The sequence below is a fragment of the Pseudomonas sp. Irchel 3A7 genome, assembly GCF_900187565.1.
GTDB lineage: Bacteria > Pseudomonadota > Gammaproteobacteria > Pseudomonadales > Pseudomonadaceae > Aquipseudomonas.
This window is the reverse complement of record NZ_FYED01000004.1, coordinates 150,635-163,251: the sequence shown is the minus strand read 5'-3', so window position 1 is coordinate 163,251 and position 12,617 is coordinate 150,635. Positions and strand designations below refer to the sequence as shown.

At 63.7% G+C, this 12,617-nt stretch carries 7 protein-coding genes; all 7 read right to left on the bottom strand.

Going from position 1 to position 12,617, the window contains the following annotated elements:
* Positions 1 to 37 precede the first annotated feature (37 nt).
* Entirely contained in the window at positions 38 to 568 is a 531-nt protein-coding gene (locus tag CKW21_RS07945) for a response regulator (RefSeq protein ID WP_095193426.1), read from the bottom strand.
* A 222-nt stretch (positions 569 to 790) separates the two neighbouring features.
* A complete protein-coding gene (locus CKW21_RS07940) occupies positions 791 to 1,744 on the bottom strand; it encodes a peptidylprolyl isomerase (RefSeq protein WP_095193425.1) in 954 nt (317 codons plus the stop codon).
* Between the two features lie 13 nt (positions 1,745 to 1,757).
* On the bottom strand, positions 1,758 to 3,308 hold the full coding sequence (locus CKW21_RS07935) for an ABC transporter substrate-binding protein (RefSeq protein WP_095193424.1): 1,551 nt from the start codon (positions 3,306 to 3,308) through the stop codon (positions 1,758 to 1,760).
* Between the two features lie 9 nt (positions 3,309 to 3,317).
* The gene (locus tag CKW21_RS07930) at positions 3,318 to 3,959 is read right to left on the bottom strand and encodes an SCO family protein (protein ID WP_095193423.1); all 642 of its coding nucleotides are present in this window, start codon (positions 3,957 to 3,959) and stop codon (positions 3,318 to 3,320) included.
* Positions 3,956 to 4,609 (bottom strand): SCO family protein, encoded by a 654-nt coding sequence (locus CKW21_RS07925; protein WP_095193422.1) that lies wholly within the window; start codon positions 4,607 to 4,609, stop codon positions 3,956 to 3,958. The genes CKW21_RS07930 and CKW21_RS07925 overlap by 4 nt, the downstream gene beginning before the upstream one ends.
* Before the next feature lie 12 nt (positions 4,610 to 4,621).
* On the bottom strand, positions 4,622 to 6,574 hold the full coding sequence (locus CKW21_RS07920; protein WP_095193421.1) for a YncE family protein: 1,953 nt from the start codon (positions 6,572 to 6,574) through the stop codon (positions 4,622 to 4,624).
* 177 nt (positions 6,575 to 6,751) lie between these two features.
* Entirely contained in the window at positions 6,752 to 12,598 is a 5,847-nt protein-coding gene (gene mnxG / locus CKW21_RS07915; protein ID WP_095193420.1) for a manganese-oxidizing multicopper oxidase MnxG, read from the bottom strand.
* Positions 12,599 to 12,617: the final 19 nt, after the last annotated feature.

Below are 12,617 nucleotides of genomic sequence, written 5' to 3'. Positions count from 1 at the left end.
GCAATTGCGGCGGTTGCCGGAACGTCTTGTCGCGCCACTACTCCCCGGTGAGCAATTGTTCGTCGTCTGGCGCCTTGGAGGCCGTACTTCGTCGGCGATCCGCGAGCACCCAACTACCGTCGTACAACTGCAGCGGGAAACTTTCGGTCCTGCTCTGGCGTCGTTCGACAAAGCCTTCGGAACTGTTCACACCCGTTTTGGGTTCGCGCTGCATCCCCAGAAGATCAAGTACTGCTCGGGCCAATTCCGCCAACGGAAACGGTTTGAACAGGATGTGGCTGACTCCCAGTTGCCGGGCCCGCTCGCAAACCTCTGCGGTTGGATGCCCTGTGATCAGCACAAAATGACACTTCCTGTTCTGGCGGACGGCATCGAGCACCTGAAAGCCTTCCATATCGGGCAAGCGGTAATCGAACACCATCACATCGGGTGAAAAGCGTTCGGCTTCGCCGATGGCTGTTTCACCGTTGTGAGCAATCCGGACTTCCAGCGCTTGCGCCTGCAGGTAACCCTGAAGGTTTTCCGCCAGCAGCTGTTCGTCTTCAACAACCAGTACTTTGTTTAACAAGGTGGACTCCTTGAAACCGCAGGTCCGAATACCGAACCTGGCGGAGTGCGCGCCTTACAAGGTCTAACGCACACTTCATGCCAGGCTGAGCGCCGGTCGTTTTATCGCTTCATGTCCTTGAATTTAAAAACAATGCCTTTTCGTCCACGTACCCCACCCCCCAAAAACGGGGAAAACCGAACGGGTGTGCATTGAAGCTTTTCCCCACTTTTGGGGGACGGTTCAATCGTCGTCGATCCGTTCGATCCGATTGCTGGAACGCAGCTGCGCCAGAACCTGTAGACGAGCCTTGACCTGTTTCTGTCGGGCAAGGTAAGCCCGAACCATGTCAAGGCCTTGCTCTTCTGTGACATTGGCTGCCTCCATTCGGTTCTGCAAATAGATCAAATGCCAGCCCACCGCCGTGCGCACCGGCTCGCTGATGGCTCCCGGCGCCAGGGCAAAGGCTGCTGCCTCGAACTCGGGCAGCATGCGCCCACGGGGGAAGTAGCCCAGGTCGCCACCCTGGCTGGCCGATGCGTCTTCGGAATCGCTGCGGGCGACACTGGCGAAGTCTGCCCCTTCACTGATCTTCTTGCGCATTGCCTCCAAGCGTAGTCTTGCTGTTGCAACAGTGGAAGCCTCCGCCCCCTGAGGCACCTTGATCAGGATATGCCTGACCTGTATTTCCTCGGACCGGTTCATCTCGGCGCGGTGTTCTTCGAAAAACGCCCGGACCTGTTGCTCGTCAGGCGCGTCGACCCTGGTGAGTTCGCTGAACACCTGCTGGGCCGCCAGATCCCGGCGGGTGTACTCGATATAGGCGGCCTCATCGAAACCGGCGTCCTCCAGGCGCCGGGCGAACACCTGCGCGCCCCCCATGGCCTGACGCGTCTGGTCCACCTGGCTCTGCACCGTGGCATCGCTGATCACCACCCCGCGCTTGAGCGCTTCCTGCCAAAGCAGCTCCTTGTCGATCAAAGCGTCCAATGCCGCCTGACGCAGCTGTTTGTAGGCGCTGGGGCTGCGGATGCTGGCGACTGCCCGGCCCTGATCCTCCAGGTACTCGGCGAAATAGCGCTCCAGGCGCATCTGGGAAATTTCCTCGCCATTGACCCGGGCCGCGACCTGGCCATTGCTGCAAAACGCCGCAGGCACCCACAACGTCAGCAGGATCAACAGAGTGTTGAGTTTCATGTTCGGCCTCCGGTCAGGGCATGGCGGCAATGGGTTTGTAAGGGGCAACCAGATAGAAGCGCTGGTCGGGCAGGTCCACGGTCACCACATGGGCGCCGTTCAGGCCCAGGCGCCGGCCCGGTCCGAAGCTGATCAAAGGGGTCAGGCCGGTATCGAAGTCATGCAGGCCCTCCAGGGCACTGACCAGTTTTTCGCGGCTGGCATCGCGCCCGGCCTGTTTCATGCCTTCGCTGAGCAGCATCATTGAACTGAACGCGCCCACCTGCAGCACCGCGTGTTCGCCACCGAGCTTCTGGCTCTCGCGCAGCTGGGTCAGGGCCCGGCGCCCGGCCATGGTCCAGTCGCTGGGCACGAACGGATAGGCCAGAAACACCCGTCGGGAAAAATCGCTGGGCATTTGCAACAGATCCCCCGCTACCTGATTCGATGCGGCGAACAGGTACGGCACCTGCCCCGCCGTCTGCAAGCGTTCGGCGAGACGACTGAAACCGCTGCTGCTGCCCAGGTAGAACACCGAGCGCGAGCCCAACGGCAATTCGTCCTGCGCCGTCTGGTGGGCTTGCAGCCGCACATTCTGCCAGGCGTTGTCTTGCAGGTACTGGGCGAGCTTTTCTGCGGCCAGTCGTTGGCCGGGGTCGTCCGGGTAGGTGATCAGTGTCGGTCCCTGCAGCACCCGCAGACTGGCGGCGGCGTAGTTGGCCAGGGCAATCATCTGCTCGCGCAACCCCGGCAGCGGCTCGAAAATCTGCCGGCTGACCTGGGCCGAGCCCTGCAACGACAGCGGTCCGATCAGCGGCACCCCGGCCTGTTCCAGGCGTGGCGCCAGTTCCGCATCAAGGGCCGGTGCCAGCGGTGCGATCAGGGCGAACACCTGTTCCTGTTCGATCAGTTGGTTGAGCGCTTTCTCGGCGCTGGCACGATCGGGACCCGGGTCGAGAATGGTCAGGCGCAGTTGCCGCCCATGAATCCCGCCGGCCTGATTGATGCGCGCCACGCACCCTCTGAGCACCGCCGCCACCGTGGCGCCCTCCTCGCTCAACGTACCGGAGCCTGGCAACAAGGTGCCCAGGTGCAGACTGTTGGGGCTCAGACCCGGATCGCGGTCCTCGGCCAGGCGCTTGAGGTAGGCCGTGAGGTTGCGCTGATCGTTCATCGACAACACGAACCGCGGCATCGCCGGGTCCAGCCGATTGTTGCCCGGATCGCGTCCTTCCTGCACGGCCCTGGCCAATGTGCGGTCGGTGTAGGCCGGGTATGTGCGCCCATTGACCTGTTGTTGGCCATAGGTGCTGCTGAGCCGCGACCAGGTCAGTTCCGGCGGTCGTACCCCGCCCTCGGGACGCCCCAGGCCATCGGCGCCATGGCAGTTGGCGCACGGCAGGCTGGTCGCCGGCAGCAACATGCCCGCCGCCCCGACCCGCGCCATGATCGGCTCACCACTGGCCGACACGCCCTCGCGGTACAAGCGCTTGCCGGCACTTTCGCTGGGGGTCAGCGGCAGCGCCTGGGCGGTCAGACTTATACCCACCAGCATGAGCAGGCCGAGGATGAGGGCGTTTTTCATGGTGCAGACTCAACGACCGGCCACGGGCATTGTCAGCAACTGCAAGCGCTGGGCAATGGCGGCGGCCGGAGCGTCGGGACGGATTTTGCTCCAGCGCTTGTTGGCGACGTCGCCGACGATCAGTTGGGTTGAATGTTGCTCGGGCGTCGGGATGATCTGGCCGATGCGGCCCAGGACCAGATCCATTTGCGCCTTGTCGCCGGTAAGAAAAAGCCAGTGGGGCCCATCGACGCCCTGCTTCAAGGTGTAAGCCTTGAGTACCGCCGGCGTGTCCCGCAGCGGATCACTGGTAAGGGAAATAAAGGTGACGCCGTCCGCCTTGTCACCCAGCACTTCACGCACTTGCTTGAGCTTTTGGGTGATCAACGGGCAGGCATCGGAACAACTGGTGAAAATCACATTGAGCAGCACCACGCGGTTCTGCAACGCGTCGCTGTAGAAGCGCAGGGTGTTACCGTTCTGGTCCTGCAACGGCGTATCGGTGAACCAGGTTTTTGCATCACGGGTGCCGCCCTCAGGTTGCGCTGCAACCGCTGCAGGTGCCGCGGCTTCCGGTGCATTCGCCGGTTGCCCATGTCCTTCGTGGGAAAACGCCAGGAAGCTGATGATGCAAAAGCACATGGTCAGGAAGATCAAGGCGAGCGCTTTCATGGCTGATGCTCCATGGCAACTGCGGTGTGCTTGGCGTGGGCGTTGCGCTGGCCGCTGAGCTTCTCGACTTCGCGGCTGAGTACGGCCGGGTCGGTGAAGCCGTAGTAGCGCGTCCAGTGACGGCTGTTGCCGTCGCCCACCAGGATCAAGGGCTGATGGCTCTTGAAGTCACCACTGAAACTGCCCAGGCCCTTGAGGGTTTCGTTGACCGACTGTGGCGAACCGGTGAGCCAGCTCCAGCCCGGACCGTTCTGGAAAGTGCGGGCATAGTCGTTGAGGCGTTGGGCGTCGTCACGCTGCGGGTCGATGCTGATGGACACCAGCTGCACCTCGGTGCCGACCCGGCTGCCCAACTGTTTCTGCACTTTGCCCATGATCGACGACACCACCGGGCAGACCGTGGTGCAACTGGTGTAGATGAAGCTCATGACCACGATCTTGTTGCTCACCAGGTCTTTCTCCAGGCGCACGGCCTTGCCGTCCTGGTCCACCAGCGCCACGTCGGCGAACTTGACCTGGGCGCGCTCTGAACTGGCGCTTTTGGCCGGTGTGTGGCCGGCATGTTCATCCGCCGAATGCGCCAGCGCCTGACCGACGCCGACGGCCAACAGGCAGAGCGTCAGCAGTCCACGATGTGTAAATCGGTTCATGTCGATGTCCTCTCAATGAGTTTCGCCGGGCAACACCCGAACGCTGGCAAACGTCTGGTCCCCGAAAGTCGCGCCCAGGGATGCCGCACGCACGTGCAGGTACCAGGCGCCTTTCTGGTCGAGGGTCACCGGGGCTTCATAAACACCATAGCCGACGTCCCGTGCCGCGACGTGTTGAGGCCGTGAACTCGGCGCCAGGAAGTAGCGCACCTGCACGTCCTTGACCCCGCTGCGTTGGGCCTTCTGCTTGCCCTCGACGATGCGGAAGCGCACCACGTAAGGGCTGCCCTGGGTGGCGGTGGATTTGTCGAGCATGAACTCCACTTTCGGCACACCCGCCTGTTGCGGGGCGTTGTTGTTCGCCTCCACCACTGTGCTGAAGCAATGGATGATGTTCGGTTGATTGAGCAGGAACGCCACGTCGAAACGCCCGGCCGGTGGCAGCTTGATCCGCGCGCTGTACAGGCCTGGCTCGACTTCGCGCAGGCTGCGGTCGATGACCAACGCCGCCCGCGCCACTTGCCCGCGATTGGGGTAACCCGACATCGGCGCGTTCATGCCTTCGGCATAGAAGTAGGTGGTGTTGTCCGCCGGGTTGACCACGAACACCGAATTCTCGTCCCGCGACACCCCCAGGCTCGATGCCAGCGGCAGGTCGCCGGCCAACCGTGGCGGCTGAGTACCCGCCTCGAAACCCTGGCTGATCGGCTGGCGACCTTCACCCAGCGACGACAGGTTGATCATTGTCACCTTGGGCGAGGCCAGTCCGCGGATGTAGGCATAGGCCTTGGTGAACACCACTTGATAGGGTTCGCTGGACACGTCCAGTTCATGGATCAGCGAATCGGTCGCCGCGTCGATCACCGAGGCCTGGTTTTCCAGGGTGTTGAGCACGATGCCGAACCGGCCGTCGGCGCTGAAACCCATCGGCCCCAGACCCTGCTTCATCTTGATCACGCGCCGCACCGACTGGTTCGCGGCGTCGACCACCGTGACCGTGCCGTCCTTGCCATCGGCCACATACGCCGCACCGGACAATGGCGAGTACACCACCGACAACGGGTGCGAGCCGGTCTTGAGCTGTTTGATCAGGGTCAGGCTGGCGATATCGATGATGCTCAGGGTGCCGTCGTCGCGATTGGTGACGAAGGCAAAACGGCTGTCCTTGCTGAAGGCGATTTCATGGTGTCCGGCGCCCGTGGCCAGGTGTTTGAGGGTTTTCAGGCTGCCGGTGTCGATCACCGTGACCCCGGACTGCTCCGTGGATTTGGCATTGTTGCCGACCCACAGCAGGCGTTCGTCCGGTTGCAGGGCCACGCGCACCGGGTTGCTGCCGGCGGCCACCGAGTCGACCACTTTGAATTGTTCGCTGTCGATCACCGCGACTTCATTGGCGGTCGGCATCGACACGAAGACCCGTTTGTTGTCCTTTGGCATAACCCAGTCCATCGGCGGTTGCTTGATGTCGATCCGCGCCATGGTGCTGGTGATGCCGCCCACCGACACCGACGGGTCGACCACCGAGACGCTGGCATCGCGGTTCATCACCAGCAGGAAGTAGCCGTTGAGGTCGAGCAGCGGCCGTGCGCCGATGCTTGATTTGAGGAAGACGCCGACCCGTGACTTGCAGCTGTTCTCGCGGCCCTGGGCCTGGTCGGCGGCAGCAGCTTCCGGGTCCAGCCAGGCGCCCGGGGCGACACCCGCCAGCGGTTGCCCCGAGGCCTTGTCCGTGACGCGAAACTGCACGTCGGCGAATTCGCCTTCCCGCAGCACGCCGTCTGCGGCCAGCGGCCGCACTTGCAGCGCCACCGACACACCGTCACGTTCAAGCGTCTGACCGGTCCAGGTATTGGGCAGCGCCACCTCGCTGAGCATGACCGGAGGCGACGTGCGCGATACCCCCAGCCAGATCAGCGCCACCCCGATAACCAGGGCACAACTGGCGAATGTGATGGTCCTGTTCATGTCCCTACTCCCCTTCAGATCTTCGTCTGCCTCGTTCCAGCCGGCCTGCGCAGCCCTTGTGTGGGAGCGAGCCTGCTCGCGAAAGCGTCATCCGGCGCACCACGTAAAACCGGGGTGACCTCTTCGCGAGCAGGCTCGCTCCCACAGGGGGCGGTGTCGCCCCCCTTATCTCCACTCCTACGGTACCGGCGCCGGTTCCGGTTCGTTGGTTACCCGCAGCAATCCCCACATCCCGGCGGCATTACCGAAGGAGGCGTTGTCGCGGTACAGGTAGTCCCCCGGTATCGCATTGCTGCCCCCGGCGCTCGGGTGCATGAAGCTGAAGTGCGCCGCCGGCAGCACGCTTTCCCGGGCGCCGATGTACATCGACATCGGGTTGAGCCCGAACCGCACCGATCCCACCCCTGGCGTGCCCATCGGATAACCGCCCAGATCGCTCTTCTCCGACTGGAACGGGTTGACCGACCAGACGTGGCCATCGAGCTGGAAGGTCGAACCGCGACTGCCACCGGACGGCATCAGGATGTGCGTACGGAACGGTTGCCCCGGTTTGACGTAGAACACCGGCGTTTGCGGATCGCTGCCCACCAGCGCGTTGCTGTAGGCCATGTGCGCGTTCGGCACGTCGCCGAAGGTGCCAGGGCTGCCGGCGTGACCGAACGGCGCATCCGGGGCCAGGCCAAAGCGGAACCACATCGGCTCGACCTTGTAGTTGATGGCCATGCTGGCGTTGTCCTTCGGATCGTTCGGTACACCGTTGCCTTCCGCAGCAATGCCTTCCACCGGCCGCCCATTGGCCCAGCGCGTGTTCAAGGCACGCTGCCAGACCATCGCAAAATCGCGATAGCTGGTCTGGCCCGATGCGGTGACCGTGGCCGATGCGCGCTTGGCATCCTCGACCCAGGTGGAACCGATCGGCAGGATGCTCATCGCACCACCCAGGCCTTTTTGCGGCTGTTTGATGACGTCCGCCGGGGTGATGTTCAACCCGCCGAACTCCACCGCCGTGGCGTTGATGTTGTCGACGTTGCGTCCCAGCTGGGTGATCGGCTTGCCTTCACGCTCCAGGTGCCCGGCGTAGTACTGGTAGGTACGGGTCGGGTACGCGCCGGTTGTGCCGACACGCGGTGGCACGGTCTGGATCGGGTTGGCGCCGACGTTGGCACCGTCGGATTTGGTGATGTCATAGGCCAGCAATTGCGTGTGCAGGCCGACATGACTGGATGGCCGCATCAGGTTGTTGTTGAAGGTGGTCGAACCCATGCCGTCGTTACGGTCACGCTTGGCCAGGCCTTGCATGATGGCGGTCTGGGCCAGGTCCGGCATCACGCTCGGCAGGCGGTTTTCCAGGGTGATGTTGATGCAGTCACCGGCCGCCGCACGCAGTATCAGCGGTTCGACAGGCACCCCGGGTTTCAGCTTGCCGGTGGCCGGGTCGAGGTCGGCCTTGCGCACATACAGGATCGCGGTCGGGTCATGCAGCGGCCCGCTTTGCCCGCCGAGGGTGAAAGTCTCGCCATCTTCAGGATCGTTGATCGTGACCTGCGGAATGCTCATCGGCCGCGAGTTGAGCACCAGGGTGCCTCCCGTCGGTTTCAACGGTCCGCCGACATGCTGCCCGATACCCGCCGGGTCACCGATGGACAGGCCCAACGGGTTGCTCAGGATGTCGTTGGCCAGCGCCGCGACCACTTCGTAGTTGCGTTGCACAGTAGGCCGGGTGCCGATTCCGTTCGGGTTGGCGCCATACCGTGGGCAGATACCATCGAATGCCACCGTGTTGCGCATGCCGGTCGGTTTCGCGTTGTTCGGCAGCGCGAACAGATCGCTGCGTTGCGCGGTGTAGTTACGCATCACGCCCCAGATACCGTTCCAGTAACCCTCGATGGACGCGTCCATGGTGTACAGATAGTCACCCGTGGTCGCCGCCGCACTGGAGATCATCGACACCGGCGCATTGAAGCCCATCTGTTCGGAGATCCCGACCATCTGCGAGGCGCGCCAACCGGAGTTGGAGCTGTTGCCGTAGCCGGAACCGCTTTGCAGCCATTTCACGCCGTGCAGGGTGACGTTGTGCTCCTCTTCGTGACCGCCGGCATGCACCCGCAGCCGCACATTGTCACCGGTGTAGGTACGCAGCATTGGCGTGAACGGGTCACCCGGTTCCGCGCCGCCCTTGTTGATGTGCGGCGGGAACAGCGTGGTGCCGCCGGTCGGGCCGGTGGCCGAGGTGATCAGGTTCGGCGCCAGGTTCATCGCCGGGATCGCACGGTCGGTACGGCTTTGCATGGCGTACGCCAGGTCGCCGCCCAGCCCGTCGGCCTGCATGCCGCGCTTGCCGTCCGGGCCGACCTTGTTCGGGTCGTACACCCGCAGGGCCAGCGGTTCGTTGCGGTAGTTGACGACGAACATGCCCGGGTCATCCACCGAGATCGCTTGCGGGCAAGGCCGGCTCGGGCAGCCGGGTTTCACGCCGCCACGCAGTTCCACCACCGCTTCAAGCAACTCACTGGTGTTGTCGCGTACCGGCGGGTTGATCGCGTAGCGGAAGCTGTCGGCCGTGGCCGGGAACGCTTGCGCATTCGGCACGCCGTCAGGACCTGCGCCGACGTACACACCCGCTTCATAGGCGTGCTGGAAGTCGCTGTATTCGAGGAAGAACTCGCGGAAGCTGTCGTTCTTGCCGTCGTTGTCCAGGTCGCCGGTCGAAATCACCGCTTGCCACGAAGTCGGCCCGCCGTCCTGCCGCGCGCCGCTGTACAACGGCTCGCCGGTTTCGGCGTGGAACCAGGTGGAACCGGCCGGTTCAGCCAGTACGGTGGCGTACAGGCCGATCTGCTGGTGAGTCGATGGGCCGAGGTGGTCGTGGGTGAAAATGGTGCCCAGGCCACGGTCGATGCCATAGGTATTGATCACCGGATCGGCGAACCAGCGCTGCATGGCCGTGCGCGCCCCGACCCAGTCCGCCCGGCCGAATTGACCGAAGTACGGGTGGTTCTTGGCTTTCGGACAGGCTGGCGTGCCGTCACGCGGGTCGGTGCCTTCGCACTGGTTGTACTCGCGGATCGCGTGGATGCGCTCCTGCACGGCACCCGGGGAGAGCACGCCGTCTTCGTAGTTCCAGCCGTTGGAAGAACCGTCCGCCGCGGTCAGGTCCCATTTCGGCAGGTGGATGTGCTGGCCGATCACGTCGGTCGGGGTGCGCACTTGATAGTCGTCCATCTCATAGGTGGCCGGTATCAGGTTGGTCTGCTGGTACTGCACGCAGTCGAAGGTGTTCATGCGCATCACCAGAGGCTCTGGCGGACGCTGCTTGGTGATCACCGGCCAGGCGTCTTCCCACAGCGCCAGGATGCGCGCTTGCGGGAAGTGGTAGCCGACCTTGTTGTACACCGCGTCGAACTGGATGTTCGCGGCTTTGTAGATCCGCGGACGGTCGGCGGTGAAGGTCGAGGAACCGATGAACGACATGCCGTCGAGACGCTCGCCGCTGGCGAACTCACCGGTGCCGGAACTGCTGGTCAGGCGTTTTTGCCGGTCGTCCATGCAGGGCTCGAAGTACGGCGCACCGGCCATCGGCAAGGCGCCGTTGGTGCGGAAGTTGCGCGCCACGACCTGGCTGCCCGGCAGCACGGCGAAACTCGGGTGATCTTTTTTCGCGTGGAACGCCATGGCGGCCTGTTCGACTTCGGTGCCTTCTTCGGGCAGGTAAATCGGTTTGGCACGCTTCACGGATTTTGAGAAATCCAGCGACGTGGTGACGGTCTCGGCCTCGCCCCCCTCGGAGACACCACCCAGGGCATGGCGTGGCAAGCCACCGTCCCAGCCACCGGATTGATTCGGCTCGAGGTTGGCCCACAGGGCTTTGCCGCTGGCCTTCAAGGCTTGCGCCGTGGCGGCGTCGAGCATGTCCAGCGGTGGGGTCGGTGGGCGTTGGCCGACCGAACTTTCCATGCCGCCGATCCAGAATGGATAGCCAGGGTTTTTCAGGGTGCCGTCGGCATTGCGGTTGGCTTCGCTGCGATCGACCAACGCCAGGGAACCGATGGCCTGGGCGCCCCCACCATGGTGTTCGCCGTCATCGTCGCCCTCTTCATCGTCATCATCGTCATTGGCGGCCACCAGGGTTTCGCCGAGTTTCGGTACCACCGCGACTTTGCCCGGCATCGGCGGCATGGCTTTGCCCGGCAGCGGCACCACGGCGGGAATCGGCGTACCGGCAACGATTTCACCATCGGGCAAGGCCCGTGCACCCACTGCGGGTTTACCGCTGCGCAGCGCGTACGGCTCGCTGTGGAAGCCATCGGCTCCTTGTTGCGAGACTTCCAGTCTGGTGCCCTCTTCGAACACGTCATGCACCCGCCACATGGCCCACATGCCTTGGGCGAAGTGCGGATAGAAGTGGCAGTGATAGATCGCATCGCCCGCCACCCGGTTGCGGTTGCCCGAACCGCCGTTGGCGATTTCATAGGTGTAGCCGGCGCCCGGGCCGATGCCTTGGGCATCCACGTAGTCGGAGTTGTCGTCGTTGGGGTTGAACAGCCACTGATGGCCGTGCAAGTGGAAGATGTGGTGTTCGTAGCCGTTGTGGGTATTGCGGAATTTGACGAAGTCGCCGATGTAGCTATGGGCAACGTTCGACGGCTCCGACGGATACAGCGCCGTGGTCGCCTTGACCCCGACCTGATCGGCGTTCGGCACCTGCCCGGGGGTGATGCCTTCGAGGCCGGCGTTGGCCGGTACGTCCACCAGCATCGCCACGTCACCCACGGTGTGGGCACTGAGGAAGAACTCTTCGTAGGCGCAGGACAGGCAATCGTGCATCGGCCCCACGCCCAGGCGGTTGGCGACCACTTCGGCGCCCATGCCGCCGGAGCCGTAGTTGATCATGAACGAGTCGCGGGTCGGCTCCAACACGTGGGCCATGACCGGGTCGGCCCAGTAAGCCGGGAAGGCCTGGGTGACGGCGGTTTCATCCTGGAACTGCGCGGAGAAGTCGCGGAACGGCTCCAGCCGGTTGGGGATTGCCGGGTTACGTTTACCGAGGTTTTCCAGCGGATAGGTCGACGCCGGGAAGCTGCCATCGGCGTTGCTGCCCATGACAATCGCATCGGCTTCGCTGGTGATAATTTCGTTGCCGTCGACCATATTGATGATCGGCTTGCCGGCCTTGCCTTCACGGATCCACGGTTCGCGCTGCGGATAGCGTGCCTGGTAATCGACGATCGGATGACCGGCCGGTGTCCGTCCGGTACTGGCCAGGCGCATCTCTTCTTCGGTGATGGTGTTGCGGTAGCTGCGACCGCCCTTGGGCATGACCGCCACCTGGGCGAACAGGCCATTGGCGTTGTTGCCGGCCGTGCCCTCGCTACCGAACGTGGCGCCGCGGCTGCTCACCGTGAACGCACCTTCGCGTTCGGCGTACAGGGTGTAGGAACGGCTGCCACCGGGGGCGACCAGGGTGTTGGCGTTGCGCCCGGTATACGAAGCGATGTCATCGATGCTGTTGACCGCCTGCATGCCGTTGACCTGGAAACCGACATGGCGATCACGTACTTGCTCGTCGACCTTCCACGGGTCATGCCCTTCACCGACTTCGATGCCTTCTTCCTCTTCACCCTCCTCCTCTTCCTCTCCACCTTCGTCGCTGTGGGAGCCGGGGTTGGCCTGGTAAGCCAGCAGGTTCTGCAGGTTGACGGTCAGGCAGTCACCGGCCGCTACCCGCAGCACCAGTGGACGCGGGCGCTTGTCGGGCCGCAACGAAACCTTGCCCGGCACCGCGGCGCCCCCCTGGTCCAGGGAAATCAGACGGTCATCGACCACGTCACGGCGCAGGGCGAACATCATGCCGTTGACGTTTTGCGCACCGAGACGGTTGAACATCAGTGGCTGGTCCAGCGCCACGACGTTGGCCACCAGGTTGCGCTCGCAGCGCACGGCCGCTTCGGCGATCTCGATGCCGAGCATCGAGGCCGCCAACAACAGCCAGGGGAGAATGGATGGAGCGTGGTGTATGCCGGTCATGATCACGGGCCTCGCTGTG

Coding starts and splice junctions, on each gene's coding strand:
- CKW21_RS07940 (WP_095193425.1), bottom strand. CDS start 1,744: ATGAAACTCAACACTCTGTTGATCCTGCTGACGTTGTGGGTGCCTGCG.
- CKW21_RS07935 (WP_095193424.1), bottom strand. CDS start 3,308: ATGAAAAACGCCCTCATCCTCGGCCTGCTCATGCTGGTGGGTATAAGT.
- CKW21_RS07930 (WP_095193423.1), bottom strand. CDS start 3,959: ATGAAAGCGCTCGCCTTGATCTTCCTGACCATGTGCTTTTGCATCATC.
- CKW21_RS07925 (WP_095193422.1), bottom strand. CDS start 4,609: ATGAACCGATTTACACATCGTGGACTGCTGACGCTCTGCCTGTTGGCC.
- CKW21_RS07920 (WP_095193421.1), bottom strand. CDS start 6,574: ATGAACAGGACCATCACATTCGCCAGTTGTGCCCTGGTTATCGGGGTG.
- mnxG (WP_095193420.1), bottom strand. CDS start 12,598: ATGACCGGCATACACCACGCTCCATCCATTCTCCCCTGGCTGTTGTTG.